The sequence below is a fragment of the Brevundimonas sp. genome (genome assembly GCF_013912005.1).
Lineage (GTDB): Bacteria > Pseudomonadota > Alphaproteobacteria > Caulobacterales > Caulobacteraceae > Brevundimonas.
Genome location: NZ_JACESB010000012.1, coordinates 60,326 through 81,607, shown reverse-complemented (window position 1 = coordinate 81,607; position 21,282 = coordinate 60,326). Strand labels below are relative to the sequence as shown.

General features: G+C 70.3%; 13 protein-coding genes. 2 read left to right on the top strand and 11 right to left on the bottom strand.

Features of this window, described 5'->3' with window-relative positions:
• Positions 1–272: 272 nt before the first annotated feature.
• The 11 genes from H2038_RS09710 to H2038_RS09660 form a co-directional block, all read right to left on the bottom strand.
• Positions 273–854, bottom strand: coding sequence for a hypothetical protein (locus H2038_RS09710; protein ID WP_292112273.1), 582 nt, complete (start codon positions 852–854; stop codon positions 273–275).
• A gap of 202 nt (positions 855–1,056) precedes the next feature.
• The gene (ggt, locus tag H2038_RS09705) at positions 1,057–2,811 is read right to left on the bottom strand and encodes a gamma-glutamyltransferase (RefSeq protein WP_292112270.1); all 1,755 of its coding nucleotides are present in this window, start codon (positions 2,809–2,811) and stop codon (positions 1,057–1,059) included.
• A 9-nt stretch (positions 2,812–2,820) separates the two neighbouring features.
• A complete protein-coding gene (locus H2038_RS09700; RefSeq protein ID WP_292112268.1) occupies positions 2,821–3,729 on the bottom strand; it encodes a dienelactone hydrolase family protein in 909 nt (302 codons plus the stop codon).
• Positions 3,726–5,447 (bottom strand): gamma-glutamyltransferase family protein, encoded by a 1,722-nt coding sequence (locus H2038_RS09695; protein ID WP_292112265.1) that lies wholly within the window; start codon positions 5,445–5,447, stop codon positions 3,726–3,728. Before H2038_RS09695 ends, H2038_RS09700 begins: the two co-directional genes overlap by 4 nt.
• 11 nt (positions 5,448–5,458) lie before the next feature.
• Positions 5,459–6,763, bottom strand: coding sequence for a dicarboxylate/amino acid:cation symporter (locus tag H2038_RS09690; protein WP_292112263.1), 1,305 nt, complete (start codon positions 6,761–6,763; stop codon positions 5,459–5,461).
• 69 nt (positions 6,764–6,832) lie between these two features.
• Positions 6,833–9,901, bottom strand: coding sequence for a TonB-dependent siderophore receptor (locus H2038_RS09685; RefSeq protein ID WP_292112261.1), 3,069 nt, complete (start codon positions 9,899–9,901; stop codon positions 6,833–6,835).
• Between the two features lie 141 nt (positions 9,902–10,042).
• On the bottom strand, positions 10,043–10,960 hold the full coding sequence (gene dgcA / locus H2038_RS09680) for an N-acetyl-D-Glu racemase DgcA (protein ID WP_292112257.1): 918 nt from the start codon (positions 10,958–10,960) through the stop codon (positions 10,043–10,045).
• A 26-nt stretch (positions 10,961–10,986) separates the two neighbouring features.
• Positions 10,987–12,024 (bottom strand): N-acetyltransferase DgcN, encoded by a 1,038-nt coding sequence (gene dgcN / locus H2038_RS09675; protein ID WP_292112254.1) that lies wholly within the window; start codon positions 12,022–12,024, stop codon positions 10,987–10,989.
• 91 nt (positions 12,025–12,115) lie between these two features.
• Positions 12,116–13,009, bottom strand: a complete 894-nt coding sequence (locus H2038_RS09670) for a LysR family transcriptional regulator (protein WP_292112251.1) — start codon at positions 13,007–13,009, stop codon at positions 12,116–12,118.
• A gap of 261 nt (positions 13,010–13,270) precedes the next feature.
• The gene (locus H2038_RS09665; RefSeq protein ID WP_292112248.1) at positions 13,271–14,572 is read right to left on the bottom strand and encodes a sugar MFS transporter; all 1,302 of its coding nucleotides are present in this window, start codon (positions 14,570–14,572) and stop codon (positions 13,271–13,273) included.
• Between the two features lie 182 nt (positions 14,573–14,754).
• Positions 14,755–17,559, bottom strand: a complete 2,805-nt coding sequence (locus H2038_RS09660) for a TonB-dependent receptor (RefSeq protein ID WP_292112246.1) — start codon at positions 17,557–17,559, stop codon at positions 14,755–14,757.
• 288 nt (positions 17,560–17,847) lie between these two features.
• Here H2038_RS09660 and H2038_RS09655 point away from each other — a divergent pair, with 288 nt between their 5' ends.
• Positions 17,848–19,659: an alpha-amylase family glycosyl hydrolase gene (locus tag H2038_RS09655; protein ID WP_292112243.1), complete on the top strand. Its 1,812-nt coding sequence runs from the start codon at positions 17,848–17,850 to the stop codon at positions 19,657–19,659.
• Entirely contained in the window at positions 19,656–21,281 is a 1,626-nt protein-coding gene (locus H2038_RS09650; RefSeq protein WP_292112241.1) for an alpha-amylase family glycosyl hydrolase, read from the top strand. Before H2038_RS09655 ends, H2038_RS09650 begins: the two co-directional genes overlap by 4 nt.
• The last annotated feature ends 1 nt before the right edge of the window (position 21,282 follow it).

Sequence of the window (21,282 nt, the reverse complement as noted above, 5' to 3'; positions counted from 1 at the left end):
GCGTGCGGGGGCGGCGGCGGAATGGGCGTCACGATGCTGCCGCTGGCTCCGCCCCCGCCCCCGCACGCCGCCAGCGGCGTGAGCATGGCCGCCAGCGCCACCGTGACGACCAGCTCTTTCACCCGACGCTGCGCCATGATCAGTCTCTCCCCAAGATACTGATTTCGTTTGTAGTGCTCACTTTTTCGGAGATGCAATCGTTTTCAGGAGGGGCGCAGCCGCGCCTCCCCGCCCGCCGACCGCCCCGGGTTCACGATCGCGTGAGGCGGCGGCTACCGCGCGGCGCCGGCGTCCAGGGACCGGTCCGTCGCCTCGAGGGCCCCCTCCCGCCACGCCGCCGCCGGATTGAGCGCCGCCGTGGCCTCAAGGAAGGTCCCGGGCTTCATCGACGGTTCGTCCGCGGTCCGCAGTCCCGCCAGGCGGGCGAGATCAGCCACGAAGGTGATGCAGTTGCGCCGGCGCAGCTCGTAGACCGAGCCCTCGGGGCCGTTCCACCAGTCGGCGCGGGCGCGGACCGCGCGATAGACCTCGTCCGCGACGGTCAGCTGCAGATAGGGCCGCCCTTCGCCGACGTAGCGCGGGTCGGGCTCGAGGACCACGCCCGTCCCGCGCGTGAACAGCAACTGCGGTCCGGGGTTCTTCGCCGTGAAGCCCGCCGCCCAGTCGACCGGCTCCCCCGTGTCGTCGAGGACGCCGACGGCGTGCACGAAGGCGTGGGGGAACAGCAGCTCGCCGCCGCGGATGCGGGCTCCGGGATGGGCGTAGAAGGTCAGCGTCACCTCGGCCCAGGCCGGAGCGGCGGCGAGCGCCAGCAGCAGGGCGGCGGCGAGGCTTCGCAACAGACGTCGGATCATGCGGCTCTCCGGCTGGCGGCCGGGCTCCAGGGTGCTGCTCCTCCAACGTGCGAAGGCGCGGCGAGATGCCCGTCGTGCAATCGCCGGCGGCGCCTCGGCCCCGGTCTCCTGTTCCGAACGCTTCCGTCGCATCAATGTCGGCCCAACGGCTTGAAGGTCATCAGCCGCGCCATGGTGGGGCGAACCGCCCCCGCGGCGCAACCTAGCGCACCCCCAGCGCCAGCGCGTCCGGCCGCCGGGTGTCGGCCGCTCCGAGGAATCGATCGCCCTCGATCATGATCGACTGGGTGCTGCCCATGGTCGCCGAGCCCCGGGTCCGGTGGCCGCGGGCGCGCAGCAGCCGCTCCACTTCCGGCGAGAAGCCGCCCTCGAGCTCGAGCGGACGCCCCGCCGGCCCCTGGTTGATCCGCGGCCTCATGGCCGCCTCGGCGATGTTCAGGTCATGATCGACCACATTGACGATCAACTGCACCATGGTGGCGATGATGTAGCCGCCGCCGGGCGTCCCGGTGACCAGCCACGGCCTGTCGTCCTCGCCGAAGACGATCAGCGGCGTGATCGTCGAACCCAGCCGCTTTCCCGGAGCGGGCTGGTTGGCGGCGGGGCCGTCCTCCCGGCGCCCCCAGGAGAAGTTGTCGAGCGAGTTGTTCAGCAGGATGCCGGTTCCGGGGGGCGCGACATGCGCGCCGTAGGAGTTGGACAGGGTGTAGGTGTTGCTGACCACGTTGCCCGCCGCATCGGCGACCGAGTAATGGGTCGTGTCCGGGCTCTCCCATGGGTAGGGATCGCCGGCGGCGACGTCGCCCTCGCCCAGCACGCGGTCGGCCGAGATCAGCCGCACCCGTTCCGCGGCGAACCCCTTGCTGGCCAGGCCGGCCGCCGGGGTCCGCCACTGAGGTCCGCCGCCGATCAGCCGGCGATCGGCCGAGACCACCTTCATCGCCTCGGCGATCAGATGGAGGCTGTCGGAGCTGCCCCAGCCCATCTCCCGCAGAGGGAAATGCTCCAGCAGGTTCAGGGCTTCGGCCACGCTGACCCCCGACGCGGTCGGCGGCATGACGGCGATGCGCCGCCCGCGGTAACTGGACCAGATCGGGTCGGTCACCTCGGCGCGATAATCGGCGAGGTCCTGCAGATCCATGATGCCGCCGCCGGCCTGGACGCCTGCGACGATGCGCCGGGCCAACTCGCCCCTGTAGAAGGCGTCGGCGCCCCCCTGCTGGATCTGCCGCAGGCTCCAGGCGAGCTGCGGCTGTCGGAACAACTCGCCTGCGCGATAGGGCGTCCCGTCGGGCTTCAGATAGGCCTCGCGCGCGCCGGGGTCGCGCGCCAGCACGGCCGCCCGGCCCGCCGTGGCGTCCGCCTCCCCGTCGGTCAGGATCACCCCCTCCTCCGCCAGCGTCACGGCCGGCGCCACCACATCGGCCCACGGAAGGGAGCCGAAGCGGCGGTGAGCCTCCCAGAGCCCCGCCACGGTGCCGGGCACCGACACGTTGAGGAAACCGGCCGGCGCGCCGCGGTCGAAACGCCCGTTGTCGTCCAGCAGCAGATCCGGCGTCGTCGCCCGCGGCGCCACCCCGTAGTAGTTGATGGCCAGATCCACCGCCGGCCGCTCGTCCGTCGCCGCCATGTGCAGCAGCATGTAGCCGCCGCCGCCGATGTTGCCGGCCCGCGGCAGGGTCACGGCCTCGGCGAAGGCGACCGCCACAGCGGCGTCGACGGCGTTGCCCCCGCCGCGAAGGATGTCGACCCCGACCTGTGTGGCCAGGCCGCTCTGGCTGACCACCATGCCGCCCCGTCCGATCACCGGCTGGTGAATCTGGCCGTAGCTGACGATGTCCCCGCCCGAGCCGAGGCCGGGGCGGGCCTGGGCGGGCGCCTCCTGCGCGACCGTGGGACAGGTCACGGCCGCCAGGGCGGCGGCCACCGCCAGGGACTTCAGCCAGCGCAGGCGCATGGGGACTCCTTACTCGGCGCGGGGAGCCAGAGCCGCGTCGAAGAATTCGCCGAGCTTCTGGCGGACGTCGGCCGTGGCGCGGGCGTTGGCTGCAACCGACTGCCGACGGCGGCCCGGATCGTCGAAGCTGTGGGTCGCGCCGCGATAGGAGGTGAACTCCACGTCGTGGCCACGGGCGCGCGCGGTTCCGATCAGGTCGCGACAGCGATCGTGCGAGACCTCCTCGTCATCGGTGCCCATGAAGACCCGGACCGGCGCATAGGTGCTGTAGCCCGTGCGGTCGAAGCGGTTGTGCAGACCGCACGCGGGATACATGGCGATCGCGGCGCGGAAGCCCAGCCGCCGCATGTCGCCGGGCTTGTCGTCGGCCATCGTCGCCAGGGTGGCGCTGCCGCCGTTGGACCAGCCCATCAGGCCGATCCGGTCGTCATCCACGCCGGGGAGCGTCCGCAGGTACTGCAGCGCTCCGTAGGCGTCCAGCGGACGCACCGTCACCTCATTCACCGCCGCCGGGCGCTGGCTGTAGCTGCCCCGGCCGAAGCCGCCCGGATAGCCGCGGGGCCCGAAGCCGTCGACGATGAGAGCGTAGTAGCCGCGCCCGGCCCAGTACCGGGCCCAGAACTGATGCCTCTGGCTCAGGGTGCTGGCGTCGTAGACTCCGTCGGCGAGCGTGGAATAGGCGCCCGCGCGGCCGTGCATCAGCACCACGGCCGGCGCCGCCGCGTCGGCCCGCGCCGGCGCGTACAGATAGCCCACCAGTTCGGTGCGTCCGTCGTCGAGGCTGGGGAATGTCACCCGCTGCGGCGGCGCCGGCGAAACCGCCGCCGCCGGCTCCTGCGCCGCAGCGGCCGGCTCCTGCGCCGCCCCCGCGACCGGCCAGGCGGCTGCCAGGGCCGCCGCGATCATCAGTCTCTTCATGGCTGTTCCTCCAGAACCACCGCTGTCCCCTCGCGCCGGGGATCGGCCGCGCCCGTGAGCCGGCCGTCCGGCCCGACGGTCACCCCGTGCAGACCCGAGGCCTCGCCGCTTCCGGGCCGCACCTCGACGCCGCGCCGCGACAGTTCCTCGCGCAGCGGCTGTGGCAACCTGGCCGCCTCGCCGTTGAACGTCTCGCCGCGGGCGACGACGTTTGGCAGGGCGAAGGCGTCCTGCAGCGACATGTCCCAGCCGAGCAGGCCCAACAGGGCCTTGGCGTTGTAGGCCAGGATGGCGTTGCCGCCGGGTGAGCCGAGCGCCGCCACCAGCCGCCCCTCCCGGTCCAGAACGATGACCGGCGACATCGACGAGCGTGGCCGCTTCCCGCCGGCCACCGCGTTCGCCGCCGGCGCGCCATCCCGGTCGACCGGAGCGAAGGAAAAGTCGGTCAGCTGGTTGTTGAGGAAGAAGCCCTCCACCATCCGGCCCGAGCCGAAATAGGATTCCACCGTCGAGGTCACCGAGGCGGCGTTGCCGTCGAAGTCGACCACCACGAAGTGGGTGGTGCCGCCGGGCTCGGCCGTGGCGTCCGGTCCGGGAACGGCGGCGCCCGGGGGCTGGCCATGCAGGGGAGCCTCCGGGGCCGCGATCTCGCCGATCAGCGCGGCGCGGGTCTCCAGGTAGGCCGGATCAAGCAGGCCCGCCACGGGCGTCTCGACGAAGGCCGGATCGCCGAAATAGTGGTCCCGATCCGCGTACATCAACCGACTGGCCTCGGCGAAGCGCACCCAGGCGATCGGATCTTCGGGCCCTCGTCCGGCGACGTCGGTGCGATCGAGCAGGGCCATCAGCTGCAGCAGCGCCGCCCCGCTGGAAGGAGGCGGCGGCGTGCAGATGACGTACGCCCGGTAGGGCCCGCACACCGGCTCCACGGCCTCGGGGCGGTAGGCGGCGAGATCCTGAAGGGTCATCCGGCCAGGCAGGGGCCCGGCGGTCGTGCGGGCGACGATGCCCTCGGCGACCGGACCGCGCTGGAGCGCCGCGGCGCCTTCGGTCGCGATGCGTCGCAGCACGGCCGCATACGCCGGGTTCCTCAGCCGGTCGCCGACCTGCATCGGGGAACCGTCGGGCCGGGAGAAGTAGGCCCGCACGTCCGGCGCCGAGGCCTGGGGGAAGGAGCCGTGGATGTGCTCGGCCAGTCGCGGCGTCACCTCGAACCCCTCCTCGGCCCGGGCGATCGCGCCGTCGAACAGCCGATCCCACGGCAGACGGCCATGTCGGGCATGCGCCAGGGCCAGCACGGGCACCGCCCCCGGCGCGCCGGTGGCGCGGCCCCCCAGCATCGCCTGACTGCGGGGCAACGGCCGGCCGGAGTCGTCCAGGAACATTTCCGGCGTCGCCGCCGCCGGGGCCGTTTCGCGCCCGTTGTAGGCGTCGACCTCCCCGGTGGCCGCGGCGAAATGCATGATGAAGGCGCCGCCTCCGATCCCTGAACTCTGCGGCTCGACCAGTCCCAGCATCGCCTGGACGGCGACCGCCGCGTCGATGGCGCTGCCGCCCTGCCGCAGGATATCCAGCCCGGCTTCGACCGCCGCCGGATTGGCGGCCGCGACCATGGCCTGACGCGGCCGCTCCCGGGGGGCGGCGGTCTGGGACGCGGCGGCGGCAGGCCAGACAAGGAGGACGGCGGCGGCGAGGACGGAGGTTCGGACAAGGCGCACGGCTGATGACCTCATTCGACCGGGTGGGCGCGATAGGACTCGACGTCCAGTTCGTTCTCGGAGCGGGCGACCACGACGGCGACCGACAGGTCGCTGGTGCAGTTCGGGATCGTCCTCATCATGTCCAGCGGCCGGTCAAACGGCAGGATGAAGCCGACGATCAGCGCCGTCTGCTCGGCGCTGATGCCGATCACCGACAGCACGGCGGCGAGGATGAACAGGGAGGCGGAGGGCACGGGCGCGGTGCCGATCGCCACCAGGGTGGTGGCGGCGATGACCATCAGATAGTCGACCACGGTCAGTTCGACGCCGAACACCTGGGCCGAAAAGGTGGCCAGCAGCGCGACGTAGAGGGCGGTGCCATCCATGCTCAGCGTCACGCCGATCGGCAGGGTGGTCGAGGCGACGACCGGCGCGACGCCGAGGTTCCGCTGAGCCACCCTCATCGCCACCGGCAGGGTGGCCGAGCTGGACGAGGTGGTGAAGGCGACGACGATGGCGTCCGTCACGTCGCGGAAGAAGGGTCGCACAGGCAGGCGGCCGAGCAGGCGGATCAGCCCGCCATGGACGACCAGCGTCTGCACGGCGCAGCCAATGATGACGCACAGGGCCAGCTTGAAGACGCTGACGAAGGCGTCCGGTCCGCTGACGCCCACCACCCAGGCGATGAGGGCGAACACGCCGAAGGGAGCCAGCTCCATGACGAAGTAGGTGATCTGCAGCATCACCGCGGAGCCGGCGTCGAAGACGCGCTGCATAGGCTGCGCCGCCTCGCCCACCACCAGGATTCCGACGCCGAGCAGCAGGGCGAAGAAGATCACCGCCAGCACGTCCCCCGAGCCGAGGGCGGCGAAGGGATTGGTGGGGATGACGTTCATCAGGGTCTCGCCGAAGCTCGGCGGAGCCCCGGCTGCGGGCAGGGGAACGACGCCGCTCAGGTCCACGCCCAGCCCCGGCTGCAGCACCGTGCCGATGAACAGTCCCAGCGCGCTGGCGATCAGCATCAGGCCGAAGTACAGCCCGATCGTCTTCAGGCCGATCGCGCCCAGCCTCCGGGGTTCGGACATGGCCGCGACCCCGGAGACGATGGTGACGAACACGAGGGGCACGACCAGCATCCGGATCAGCCGGACGAAGGCGTCGCCGATCCACTTGATGTCGACCGCCCGCTCCTGCAGCACCAGCCCCGCCGCCACCCCGAGAGCCAGACCCAGCAGGATCCGCTTCCAGAGCGCCGTTCCGAACCACAGCCGGGCCAGGCGGCTGGCCGCCCCCCCACGTGGAGCAGGCGGCGCAGTCGGGGTGGAATCAGTCATTCAGGCAAACTCGCACGAACGGAACGGCAGGCCCGCGACGGTCCCGTCGCGGGCGCGGCGGAGGCCGGGTCAGAAACGCTTGCGCAAGGTGGCGTAGAACCAGCGCCCCCGGTTCGAGTGCAGACTGCCCATGTAGCCGAACGACTGGTCGGCCAGAGGCGGATCCTTGCCCTCGATGTTGCGCACGCCGATCCGCAGGCGCGTGTCGTTGAACGGACCTTCGCCGTCGAACTCGTACTGCAGGTAGACGTTGTGGGTCAGCCAGTCGTCGACCACCCACTGGGTGCCGTCCGGCAGGGTCGCGCTGGTGTCATAGACCTCGCTGACATAGCTGCTGTACAGGCCGGCGCCCCAGGCGCCGTTCCGCCAGGTCACGGTCGAGGTGGCTCGCCACTCCGGCAGCCCGTTCTGCAGGCGCAGGTCCTCGGCCCCCACGATGCGGATGCTCGGATCGATCTCGCCCGCCGCCTGCGCCGCCAGCAGCTCCGCGGCGTCCTCGCTCGGCTCCTGGTAGAAGGTCAGCAGCTTGGCCGCATTGAGCCGCCAGCTGAAATCGCCCCACGGGGTGTCGTCCAGATCATAGTAGATGCCGAAGTCGACGCCATCGACCTCGCGCGGCTGCAGGTTGCGGTAGTGGTCGATCACGTACTGGAGGGTGCCGACCGGCGCGAGGCCCGTCCCGGCGGCCGCGTCCACCTGCTCCTGGGTCGGCGCGGCGCGCACGACGTTGGGGTTCGAGCTGCCGCGGGCGCGCAGCAGATAGTCCAGCGTCAGGGCGTTGGCGTCGCCGAAAATGCCGATCAGGTTTTCCTGGCGCACGTTCCAGTAGTCGACGGTGAAGGTCAGCTCGCCCCAGCCCTGCGGCAGGAAACGGGGCTCAACCACCAGGCCGGCCGTGAAGTTCTCCGACTCCTCCGGCTTGAGCTCGGTGCTGCCCGAGCGCTGGCTGACCGACGAGACGCCGACCGAGCATGAGTCGAAGTCCGGCACGCGACCGGCCCGCACCTCGATGTCGCACCGCGCCCAGTCCGAGCGGGTGTTCGCACGTTCGACGCCCTCCTCGTAGAGCTGCGGCAGGTTCGGCGCCCGGAAGCCCTGCGACCAGGCCGAGCGGAGCATCATCCACGAGGCGGGGCGCCAGGCCAGTGCGACCTTGGGTTTGGCCACCGAGCCGAACACCGAATAGTTCTCGGCCCGGCCCGCCACCTGCAGGTCCAGCGAGTGGACCAGCGGAACGTTCATGTCCGGCGACACGAGCGGCACGGCGAACTCGACGAAGGCGCCCAGGACGTCGCGATCCCCTTCGGTGTCGGGAGTCGGGCTGGCGCCCATGACGTCGCTGCCGGTGCTCTCGCCCGCCAGGTTGGTGAAGGTGATGGTGCCGTCGAGGCGATCGTCGCGGTCGTCCTCAAAGGTCTCGTGGCGCGCCTCGATCCCCAGGGCCATCCCGACCGGCCCGGCCGGCATGTAGAAAAGGTCCGGGCGGGACAGTTTCATGTCCCACATGGCCAGCGAGGTTTCGCTGATCCGCGACACGTCGACCATGAAGGAATCGATCACCGACTGCGGATTGCCGACCTCGGGCCCGCGCGAGGGGTCGATCAGGCTGCCGCCGATGAAGGGGTTGTAGGCGTCAGGCGTGGTCCGGGCGATGGCTTGCTGGAACAGGGTGCTGCTGATCGCCCGCATGGTGTCGTCGGTGCGCGACGTCGAATACAGCACCGCCGACTCCCAGTCGAAGCCGCGCCACTCGCCGCGCAGCCCCGCCAGGAAGCGGGTCGAGAGGCTCTCGACGTTCACATATTGCGGCCCGGCGTCCACCACCCGGTAGTCCTGCAAGGCGAGCGGCGCGCCATCGGCCGGGAACGGGGAGTTGCCTGCGCCGGAGGTCAGCCCCGGCAGACGGTTGGGGCTGCCCACCGGACCCAGCGGGTTCCAGTAGGCGTTCGCCGGCATGATGATGCGGGCCGCCGTGAGCGGCGTCTCCTGCTCGCGCTGGGTGTTGTAGTCGGCGAAGTACACCCCGGCCTCGCCGAAGAACTCCAGGCCGTTGTCGAACTCGTGGTTGGCGAACAGGAAGACGTTGAGCCGGTCGTTCGCCCCGGTCAGCGCGCGCACATCGTTGATGTTGTAGCGGAGGTTGTTGTCGGTGCTGGCGCTGGAGAGCGACGAGTTGTCGAAGCAGGTGCCGGCGACGATCCCGGGGGCGACGCAGCCCTCGTTGTAGTTGGGCTGGACGTGGAACACGCCGCTGGTGGTCAGGGTCTGGCCGTTGACCCGCGTCAGGGCGGTGCTGGTGTTGTAGCTGTTGGTCAGCCGGATGAACTCGCCCCACGGGGTGTCCAGGGAGGTGTTCTGGAAGTCCGTGTCGCCCTCGAAGGGGGTGCCGACCAGCAGGGGCCGGTTGTCGCTGTGGCGAGCGTATTCGCGCTCGCGGGCCCACAGCTCGTTGCGGGTGGCGTAGTCAGCCATCAGCGAGAGATTGGTGCGCCCGCCATTGAAGTCCCGACCCGCCTGCAGGCTGAAATCATACTGGGCGAAATCTGTGCCTTCGGCCGTTCCGGCCCCCGCCTCGAAGGTGAAGCCCTCGAAGTTGGAGCGCAGGACCGTGTTGATCACCCCCGCCACGGCGTCGGTGCCATAGAGGGCCGCGGCGCCGTCCAGCAGCACTTCAACGCGACGCACGCCGAGATTCGGGATGGCGTTGGTGTTCACCGTCGTCACCGGCACGAGGTTCTCGGTCTGGGTTCCCGGGTGCAGCACCATGCGCCGGCCGTTGAGCAGCATCAGGGTGTTGCCGGTCCCCAGCCCCCTCAGATTGATCGAGGCCGTGTCGCCGCGCGCGTCGTTGATCCCGCCGACGTCCTGGGACTCGTTGAAGGCCACGTCTGCGGCCTGGGGAATGGCCCGGAACAGTTCGTCGCCGTTGGTGGCGGCGACCCCGTCAAGGTCTTCAGCCTCCAGCACGGTCACCGGGAGGGCGTCGTTGACGCGCGCGCCCCGGATCTGGGAGCCGACGACGACCACTTCGTCGAGGGTCGCGGCGTCCTGCTCCTGCGGCCCGGACGCCGGGGGCGGCGTCTGGGCATAGGCGTGGGTGCCGAGCGCCGCAACGGAAGCCCCCACCGTCAGAAGCATACGCAGATTGATCGATCCCACCGAAAATCCCCCCTGGAATGCGAGCCCGCCCTCACGGCGTCTGTCGCGCCCGTGTCATTAAGTGGACACAGTTGGGGCTCGGCAAGTATTTCCAATTGTTCTTCGCGCTATGCCTCCCGGCTATAGACGCCAGACCGCCTCGCCGGACGGCGTGAGAACGCCGCCCTCCGCCGTCACCCCGCCGGGGTGGTCGTCGGCCAGCCAGAGCGGCCCATCCAGATCAACAAAATCAGCCTGTTCCGCCAGCAGCAGGGCCGGAGCGATCGACAGGGAGGTGCAGACCATGCAGCCGACCATGACCATCATGCCGCGGGCGCGCGCCAGGGTCTCCAGCTCAAGCGCGTGAGTAAGACCGCCGCTCTTGTCGAGCTTGATGTTGACGCATTGGTACCGCGAAGACACGCGATCGAGATCCGCGCCCGAGTGAAACGATTCGTCGGCGCAGATCGGCACCAAGGGCGTGTAGCCCTCGAGGGCCTCGTCGTCCGCCGCCGGGAGAGGCTGCTCCACCAGGTCCACCCGGGCCGAGCGGAGAAACGGCTGCAGGTCCTTGAGCAGCTGGAGGTCCCAGCCCTCGTTCGGATCCACGATCAGCCGGGCCGTGGGCGCGGCGGCGCGCACGGCCTCGATCTGCGCCTGCGGCTCCGCACCGTCCACCTTCACCTTCAGCAGCGGGGCGGGGGCCAGGGCAGCCGCGGCCCGCCCCATGCGTTCGGGCGAGTCGAGGCTGACGGTGAGGGCCGAGACGCAGGGGCCGGGCCGCGGCCGGCCCAGGAGGGCCGAGACCGTCGAGCCGGCGGCGCGGGCCTCCAGGTCCCAGAGGGCGCAATCCAGCGCATTGCGGGCCGCGCCCGGCGGCAGCAGTTCGATGAGGCTCTCTCGATCGAGACCGGCCTCGACGCGGGACCGGACCGACTCGATCTGTCCGATCACCGATTGCGTGTTCTCGCCGTAGCGGGGATAGGGCGTCCCCTCGCCGCGACCGATCCGGCCCTCGCGTTCCACCGTGGCGACGACCGTTTCGATCTCCGTCTTCACGCCTCGAGAGATGCGGAACGGCGCCTTCAGGCGCCGACGGTCTGCCGCGCAGGAGAGGTTTTGTAGCATGCAAGTAACCGGTCAATGATCGGCGCAACGCCGTGGATGAGAGGATCGACGCACGGCAGGCCGGTGTCCCGTTCGGCCAGGCGGATCGCCTGCGCCCTTCCGGCCTCATCCAGAGTCGCGGTATTCAGGGCCACCCCGACCGCCTGAACGGCCGGATTGGTCAGACGGGCGGCGGCCAGGTTGGCTTCAAGGCAGGCGGCCAGATCCGGCAGCGGCCGGCCGGGCAGTCCTCGCATATGTCGCCGCCCCGGTTCATGGCACAGGACGATCGCGTCCGGCTGAGCCCCGTGCAGCAGGCCGAGCGACACGCCCGCATAGGATGGATGAAACAGGGACCCCTGACCCTCGATCACATCCCAGCCGCCATCGTGGCGGGCGGGCGAGATGCGCTCCACCGCGCCGGAAATGAAGTCGGCGACAACAGCGTCGACCGGAACCCCCTCCCCGGCGATCAGGATTCCGGTCTGGCCGGTCGCCCGGAAATCGGCGGCCAGACCAGCCTGTCGCAGGCCCCGCTCGAGGGCGAGGCTGGTGTACATCTTCCCGACCGAACAGTCGGTGCCCACCGTCAGCAGCCTGAAGCCGGCGCGCGGGACGCCGGCGCCGACCTGAAGATCGTGCGGAGGCGTGCGGAGATCGAACAGACGTCGTCCGCAGCGCGAGGCGGTCGACGCGATTTCGGGCTGGTCGACCAGCCGGTCGTGGAGGCCACTGGCCACGTTCAGCCCGGCCTCCAGGGCGAGAACCGCTTCGTCGATCAGATCCCGTCCCATGACCCCGCCGGCGTTGGCGCTACCGAGGACCAGCGTCCGCGCGCCCCGGTCGACCGCCTCGGCGAAGGTCATCTCCGGGAGTCCCAGGTCGACCGAACAGTCCGGCAGTCGGCGCTGGGCGAGGCAGGCGTGCGGCCGCCACTGGAGGACGCCCCGCGCCGTCTTCACGGCGAGGGCGTCAGTCGCGGAACCGAGGTGAAGCAGATAGGGACCAGGCAGCATGTGAGGCCTTCGGGCGATGTCGTCGACCGAACCCTCAGATATCGCGCCGGCCGCGCATACTGCTGTTTTGAGGCGGATTCATACCTGCGGGTTATGGAGGCGGCGGCTGCGCGATCTCGCGGCGCAGGACGTCGATGAACTTCCCGATCATCTTCGATGGCGGCCGGTCCTGGAGGTAGATGCAGTACATCGTCAGCGGGAGCGGCTCGATGAACGGGCGGAACGCCATCTCGGGCGTGAGGCAGGCCTGGGCCGAGTGCTGGTCCATGACCGTGACGCCGACGCCACGCGCGACCAGGGCTGCGGCGACATAGTAGGTCCGCACCGAGACGACTGCGTTCAGACGCAGCCTGCGGCGCTCGATCTCCTGGGCGCAGGTCTGGGCGACCCAGCCGTCGGCGGCGAGCGCGATCCAGTCCTTTGACTGCAGCAGGTCGAAGTCGATCCGCGCCGGGGCGTCGGGCATGTCGCATCGTCTGTACAGCATGCCCAGTTCGCCGCTGCCGATCGCTGTCGACGCGAGACGCGGGTGCCGGGGAGAATCGTAGCTCACGGCGATGTCGCACTCCATCGCGATGAGAGCGCCCCGCACCTCGTCGTGGTTCAGGGTCCGGATGTCGAAGGCGACGTCGGGATGAGCGCCCCGGAAACGCGCGATCGCATCGGGCGCCACCCCGAGACCCAGGGTCGGGGTGACTCCCAGGCGGATATGGCCCCCCGTTCCCCGCCGGAGGTTGTCGGCCATGGTGTCGAGGGACGCCATCTGTCCGTAGATCTCGTCCACCGTGCGGTAGAGGGCGTCCGCCTCCCGCGTTGGCGTCAGTCGCCCCTTGACCCGCTCGAACAGCTTGAAGCCCAGCTGATCCTCGGCGTGCCCGAGGACCTTGCTGACGGACGGCTGCGAAACGTGGAGCGCGCGGGCCGCGCCGGTGACCGATCCCGTCTGGTAGACGGCGTGGAATACCTCGATGTGCCGAAACTTCATTGTGTTTGCTCAGCCGGGGCCGCCAGCTGCGGCGACCTCGTTCCCCCTGATGGACTCCCGGCGCCGCAGGCGCCCCCGCGGGGATTATCACGCATCAGCAGTGCGCAATATTGCGCGATCCGCCCGGGTATATGCCCTGCGGGAATGGGGTTCGCGCCCGGCGCCCGTCGATCGCGCGGGCGTGTCGCGGCCGGTGCGCCGGACGCACAAGGGCCGCCGGGGGATGCCCCCGGCGGCCCTGCGGTCCCGGTGCGCGCCGGCTCAGTGCGAGGCGGGCGCCGCCACCACGTCGCCGTCGCGGGCCTTGGAGCGGGCGCAGGCGATCGCGAACACGGTGAGAAGGACGTAGCCGGCCAGCGGCACGAAGAAGGCCGGGTTGAACACCGCCGCGGCGTCGTCGACCAGATGGCCGGCGATGTAGGGCAGCACGGCGCCGCCGACGATGGCGGTGCACAGCAGGCCCGAGGTCGCCGAGGCCGGCGCGCCCGACCGCTCCAGCGTCAGGGTGAAGATGGTCGGGAACATGATCGAGTTGAAGAAGCCGACCGCGATGGCGGCGTAGGCCGCGGTCTCGCCGGTGGTCTGGGTGACCACGAGGCAGAGCACGGCGGCGATGGTCGTGTTGACCGTCAGCAGCACGCCCGCGCGGACGCGGGTCAGCAGCAGGGCGCCGATGAAGCGGCCGACCATGGCCCCGCCCCAGTACAGGCTGACCATGCGGCCGGCGTCGGCCTCGGGAATGTTCAGGATGGTCGGGCTGTGCAGGAAGTTGGTCAGCAGGCCGCCGATGGTCACTTCCGAGCCGACGTAGATGAAGATGGCGAGGGCGCCGAAGAGGGCCCACTTCGAGCCGAAGGCCTTGAGCGGCGAGGCCACGCCGCCGCCCTCGTCCGCCCCGGCCGCCGCCGCGTTGATCTTCTTGCGGGCGGTGAAGATGAAGAAGGCCACGACGGCGAAGAAGCCGCCCAGCGCCAGGAAGGCGAAGTCGATGCTGCGCAGCGACTCGTCGCGGGTGGCCGCGGTGACGACTGCGCCGGCGGCGAACACGCCGCCGGTCAGCAGCACCGTGGAGCCGAGCCACGGGCCGACCGTGGTGCCGAGCGAGTTGAAGAACTGCGAGAAGTTCAGGCGGGCGTGCGAGCTCTTGCGCGAGCCGAGCGCCGCCACCAGCGGGTTGGCGGCCACCTGCAGCAGGGTCACCCCCGAGGCGATGACGAACAGGGCGATCAGCACGCCGGGGTACCAGTCGACGATCGTGGCCAGCGGCACGAGGAGGCAGCCGAGCACCATCACCGCCAGGGCCGAGATGATCGAGCGGCTGTAGCCCAGTTTGCCGAGCACGGCGGCGGCGGGCACCGAGACGACAGCGTAGGCGATGAACCAGGCCGAGGCGGTCAGCATGGCCTCGGCCGTGCTCAGGTCGAACACCTTGCGCACCGCCGCGATCAGCGGGTCAATCAGCGAGGTGGCGAAGCCCCAGGCGAAGAACAGGGTCGTCACATAGGCGAAGGCGAGGCCCGTGCCCTGGGTGCGCGACGGCGGCGAAGCTGTGGTGTCGGTCATGTCTCTCCCCGGCGGCCTGCGTCAAGCGCGCGCGGCCTTCTCCAGCGCCCTTGCTTCCATCCGGCGACGCTCGCGTCCAGCGCTTTGCGTTCCGCCGTAACCAAAAGTGGCCCGCGGGGGTGGAAAAGGCGAGGGCCGCCCCGGTCTCCCGGAGCGGCCCTGCATCTCACCGGTCCGTCCGGTCAGTAGCGGTAGTTCAGGCCGACGAGGAAGGTGCGGCCGTACTGCTGGTGGTCGATGACCCGGCGGTCGTCGTTGTTCTCGAAGGTCTTGAACGGCTCGTCGGTCAGGTTGTTGACCTGGGCGAGGATCGACAGGCCTTCCATCGGGCCGGACTGGAACTCGTAACCGACCTGGGCGTCGACCACGTTCTCCTCGTCCACCATGCGCTGGATGCGGTCGGTGCCGACGCCGGACAGTTCGCCGAGGAACTCCGACCGGTAGCGGTTCGAGATCCGGGCCTGGAAGCCGGCGCGCTCATAGTAGACCGTCAGGTTGCCGACCTTCTCCGACAGGCCGGGCAGCGGCGTGGACGGGCTGCCGGGGTTCGGCACGATGTCGCTGTCGGTGAGCGAGGCGCTGAAGGTCATGCCGAAGCCCTCCAGCGGCTGCCACAGGATGTCGAACGGCACCGACAGGGCGAACTCCAGCCCCTGGATGACCCCGCCTTCGCCATTCTGCGGGACCGACAGATAGCCCTGGCGGAGGACCGGCTCCGGCCCGCTGATCACCGGGTAGCCGGTGAAGTCGGTCAGCGTCTCCTGGTCGTAGATGTAGCTTTCCAGATCCTTGTAGAATCCGGCGAGCGAGACGTAGCCGCGGCGGCCGAAGTACTTCTCGATCGAGACGTCCAGGGCGTTGGCGATCCACGGCCGCAGGCGCGGATTGCCGCCCGATCCGTCCCACGGAGACGCGGTGAGGGAGGTGTTGTTGGCGAAGCCGGCGTTGTAGTCGATGTTGATGGACGCGCGCATCTGATCCATCCGCGGCCGGGCCATCTCTCGCGCCGCGCCGAGCCGGAAGAACAGGTTTTCGGCGACCTCGAACGACAGGTTCGCGCTCGGGAGCACGTAGATGTAGTCGTCGCCGTCGGAGCGGGCGACCGGCACCGCCGGGTCGCCCGAGGCGACCGTGCCGTCCGAGCTCTGCTCGGTGCGCACCACCTGGAAGCCCATGTTCCCGGTGACCGGGGCGCCGAACAGCTCGCTGTCGATGTCCGCCTTCCAGTAGCCGGTGAAGACCTCTTCCGAGACGGCCCAGCCGAAGGCCAGGAAGTTGTCATCCTGCGGCGCGATCAGGGTGTAGATGCCGCTGTCGATCAGGGCGAAGGGATCGTAGCTGACCATCGGTCCGAGGCCGAGATAGGTCAGGTCGGTCGGCTCCAGCAGGTATTCGCTCGGGATCGGCACGCTGGTGCTGTGGGTCGGGTCCGCGACGTTGGCGTCCAGCGACAGGTAATAGCGCTCGAGGTCCAGCTCCTTGTCGCGGCTGGTCAGATTGAAGCCGAAGGCGATCCGGCTGAACGGCCCGCCATTGTCGATGTCACGGGCGAAGTCGACGCGGGCGCTGGTCAGTTCGTCGATCGTCGTCGGGCTGTTGATGAAGCCGTCCTGGCCGCCGGGAGGGACTCCCCAGCCCTGGGGGCTGGTGAGCAGGATCAGCGACGGGTCCGAATAGTCCAGGTTGGGCGTGAAGGTGGTCCCTTCCGGCGTCGTCACGAAGCTCAGCGTGTCGAGCGCCCCGGTGACGTTCCGCCCGGTGCCCGAGTAGGTTTCCAGCACCACGTCGGTGCGGTCGGCCTTCGAATAGCTGAGGTCGAAGTTGGCGGTCCAGGCGTCGGTCAGCTGGAACTGGTTGTTCCAGCCCACCGAGGTCAGCTCGGCGGTGCGGCGGTTGCCGTCGTTGCGCACCACGCCCTTCACATTGTCCCAGGTGCCGGCGACGATGACGCCGTCCTCGACCGTGTATCCCGGCCGCAGCGACGGACCGGGGCGGCAGGTGGCGGTCTGGGCGCCGCCGCTGGCGGCGCAGGCGCCCGCCACCGACTCCGCCCCGCCGCCCCAGGCCAGCGGGAACTCGATGCCGCGCAGGATCTGGGTGTTGTCGAACTCGGAATAGAAGGCGTCGAAGGTCGAGCGCCAGCGGTCATTCGGTCGGTATTCGACGGTGGCGAGATAGCCGTCACGGACCAGCTCGCTGGACTGGACATAGGGCTTGGCGCCGCCGATCAGCAGGTTGCCGTCCGAGTAGTTCGGATAGCCCCAGGCGTTGAAGCGCTCGGCCTGGTAGGGCGTCGACATGTGGGCGTAGCCCAGCACCACGCCCAGGGTGTCGTCCATGAACTGGTCGATATAGCTGATCGAATAGCGCTGGCCGGTGTCCTCGGTGCCCGAGTTCAGCGCACCGTAATCGTTCCACTCGTAGCGGGCGTTCAGCGCGATCGCCTGCCGGCCGTACTCCAGCGGCCGGATGGTGCGCAGGTCGGCGGTGCCGGCCAGGCCCTGGCCGATCAGGGCCGCATCCGGAGTCTTGTAGACCAGAACGCTGCCCAGCAGCTCCGAGGGATACTGGTCGAACTCGACGCCGCGGTTGTCGCCCGAGGAGACCTGCTCGCGGCCGTTCAGAAGCGAGCTGGTGAAGTCCGGGGCCAGGCCGCGGATGGAGATCATCTGCGCCCGGCCGTCCAGACGCTGCGTGGCCAGGCCCGGCAGGCGGGCCAGCGATTCGGCGATCGACACGTCCGGCAGCTTGCCGATGTCCTCGGCGGTGACGACCTCGACGATCGAGGAGTTCCCGCGCTTCTCGGCGATCGAGCTCTCGATCGAGCCGCGGATGCCGGTGACGATGATCTCGCCGATCTCGGACGGCTCGTCCTGCGGCGGCGGCGGAGTCTGCGCCTGCGCTGCGCCGGCGAGGGCCAGAAGGCCGAAAACGCTGAGCGCGGCTCCGCCGAGAAGGCGCGCGCGCGGGGTCACCTGGGTTCTCATCTCAATCCTCCCTGGAGCCGGCGCATTTCTGTGGAAGCGTCCAGCGTCATCGCAAAGTTATGCAAACTTCTTGCACCCATGCAAGCGACTCCGCCGCGCCGACCCCGCACCGTGGCGGAAATGTGACGCACACGGCGCGCTTCAGGGTTGCGAATCCGGGGGAGACCAGTGTTCCGGCCGCATTTCTGGCGGGTCGCCTCGCCGGATTGACAGAAACCGCCCGCGCTGCAAAATCTTGCAAACTGATCCATCGGGCCACGACGTCCGGGGACGCCTGGAGGACACCCCATGCCCGCACGGTTCCGGCCGTCGCGCGTCTCACGCGCGCTCATGATCGCCGCCGCGGCGGCGGCGTTCGCGGCGCCGGCGGGGGCCCAGTCGCCCGGCTCCGGTCTGCGCGACCGGCTGCCCGAGGACGAGGTCATCTACTTCCTGCTGCCCGACCGTTTCGCCAACGGCGACCCTTCGAACGATCGCGGCGGGCTCGCGGGCGACCGGCTCGTGACGGGCCATGATCCGGCCGACCCCGGCTTCTACCACGGCGGCGACCTCGCCGGCCTGACGGGGCGGCTCGACTATCTGCAGGGCCTCGGCGTCACCGCCCTGTGGATCGCCCCGCCCTTCGTCAACAAGGCGGTGCAGGGGCCGCCGGGCCACGAGAGCGCCGCCTACCACGGCTACTGGATCACCGACTTCACCCGGATCGATCCGCATTTCGGGACCAATGACGACTTCCGCGCCCTGGTGGAGGCGGCCCATGCCCGCGGGATGAAGGTCTATCTGGACATCGTCATCAACCACACGGCCGACGTCATCCGCTATCGGGAATGCCCGGAGAACGACTGCGGCTACCGCTGGAAGGGCGACTATCCGTACCAGCGCCGCGGGGGCCTGGACGGCCAGCCGATCAACCCCGGCTTCACCGGCGAGCCCGGGAGCGACTTCTCGACCCTGACGCGCCCCGACTACGCGTACACGCCGTACGTCCCCGCCGGCGAGGAGACGGTCAAGGTCCCGGCCTGGCTGAACGACGTCGGCCTCTACCACAATCGCGGCAACAGCGCCTGGTACGGCGAGGCCCGCATGGACGGCGACTTCGCCGGGCTCGACGACCTGTTCACCGAGCACCCGCGCGTGATCGAGGGCTTCATCGACGTCTACGGCGCCTGGATCGACGACTACGGGATCGACGGCTTCCGCATCGACACCGCCCGCCACGTCAATCCGGAGTTCTGGCAGGCCTTCGTCCCGGCCATCCTCGAGCGCGCCCGGGCCCGCGGCATTCCGAACTTCCACATCTTCGGCGAGACCTACGACTTCCAGTCGGGCGCGGCGGCCATGCACACGGTCGTCGACGGCCTGCCGACGGTGCTCGACTTCGCCTATCAGCGCGTCGTCCAGAACATGGTCACGGGCGTCCAGCACCCCGACGCCATGGGCTACCTGCTGATGGAGGACGCCATCTACGCCGGCGGGGTGGAGACGGCGCGCCGGCTGCCGACCTTCACCGGCAACCACGACATGGGCCGCATCGGCCACCTGATCCTGAACGCCATGCCCGACGTCTCCGACGCCGAACTGCTGGACCGCGCGACCCTGGCCCACGCCCTGGTCCTGCTGGGCCGCGGCGTGCCGGTGATCTACTATGGCGACGAGCAGGGTTTCACCGGCGACGGCGACGACCGCCGCGCCCGCCAGGACATGTTCGAGACCCGTGTCGCCGCCTACGCCGACGACCGCCGCATCGGCTCCGCCGCCGGCCCCTTTGATACCAACGCCGACATGTACCGGCGCATCGCGGAGATGGCCCGGGTCCGCGCCGCCGATCCCCGCCTGCGCCGCGGCGAGGTGCGGGTGCGCGTCGCCGACCAGGAGCCGGGCGTCCTCGCCCTCTCGCGCCTCGACGCGGCCGGCGAAACCCTCGTCGTCTTCAACACCTCGACCGCCCCGCGCGACGTCAACGTGCCGGTGGAGGTCGACTCCCTCGCCTGGCGCGCCGCGCTGGGGCACTGTCCCTCCCGCGCCGCCGCCCCGGGGGCGGTCTCCGTCTCCGTGCCCGCCCTGGGCTATGTCGTCTGCGTTTCAGAAGGCTCCGAGTGACCGCCCAGATTCTCGCCTCCCCCGCCGCCGAAGCCGACGCCGCCGAATGGTGGCGCGGGGCCGTCGTCTATCAGGTCTATCCGCGCAGCTTCGCCGACACCAACGGCGACGGCGTCGGCGACCTGAAGGGCGTGACCGAGCACCTCGACCACATCGCCTCCCTCGGGGTGGACGCCGTCTGGCTCAGCCCCTTCTTCACCTCCCCGATGAAGGATTTCGGCTACGACGTCGCCGACTACTGCGACGTCGACCCGATCTTCGGCACGCTGGCCGACTTCGACGCCCTGGTGCTGAAGGCGCACCGGCTGGGGCTGCGCATCATCATCGATCTCGTCTTCGCCCACACCTCGGACCAGCACCCCTGGTTCCGCGACAGCCGCCAGTCCCGCACCGGCGACAGGGCCGACTGGTACGTCTGGGCCGACGCCCGGGCCGACGGCTCGCCGCCGACCAACTGGCAGTCGGTGTTCGGCGGTCCCGCCTGGACCTGGGACGCCCGCCGCGGCCAGTACTACATGCACAACTTCCTGCCCGAGCAGCCGCAGCTGAACGTGCACAATCCGGCGGTGCAGGACGCCCTGCTGGACGTGGCGCGCTTCTGGCTGGAGCGCGGGGTCGACGGCTTCCGCTTCGACGCCATCAACTTCGCCATGCATGACCCGCAATTGCGGGACAACCCGCCGCTGCCGCCGGGCGGCAAGCGGACCCGGCCGTTCGACTTCCAGGACAAGGTCCACAACCAGTCGCATCCGGCCATCGTCGATTTCCTGAAGCGCATCCGCGCCCTGACCGACAGCTATGGCGGCCGCTTCTCGGTGGCCGAGGTCGGGGGCGACCACGCGGAGCGGGAGATGCAGGCCTTCACCGCCGGGGACGACCGGCTGAACAGCGCCTACGGCTTTCTCTACCTCTACGCCCCGACGCTGGAGTGCCAGCTGGTCCGCCAGGGGGCCGAGGCCTGGCACGGCCGCGAGGGCCAGGGCTGGCCCTCGTGGACCTTCTCCAACCACGACGCGCCGCGGGCGATCTCGCGCTGGGCCCGCGAGCGCGATCCCCGCGCCTTCGCCGAGATGGCCATGCTGCTGCTGATGTGCCTGCGCGGCAACGTCTTCGTCTACTATGGCGAGGAGCTGGGCCTGCCGCAGGCGGAGGTGCCGTTCGAGCGGCTGCAGGATCCCGAGGCCATCGCCAACTGGCCCCAGACGCTGGGCCGCGACGGCGCCCGCACGCCGATGCCGTGGAAGGCCGACGCGCCGGAGGCCGGCTTCTCCACCGGCCGGCCCTGGCTGCCCGTGGATCCGCGCCACGTCGACCTCGCGGTCGACCGGCAGGAGGCGGACCCCGCCTCCATGCTCCACGCCACCCGCCGCCTGATCGCCCTGCGCAAGGCCCATCCGGCCCTCGCGCGCGGGGAGATGCGCCTGCTTGAGGCCCCGGAAGGGATGGTCTGCTTCGAACGCATCCTCGGCGGCGAGCGCCTGCTCTGCGCCTTCAACCTTGGCCGCGAGGCGGTGGCGTGGGCGCCGCCGCGGGGCTGGCGGCTGGTCGAGAGCGTCAACCTGCCCTCCGGTTCCGGAGCCGCCCTGCCGCCGGCGGCGGGACTGGTGCTGGCCGAGGGATGAC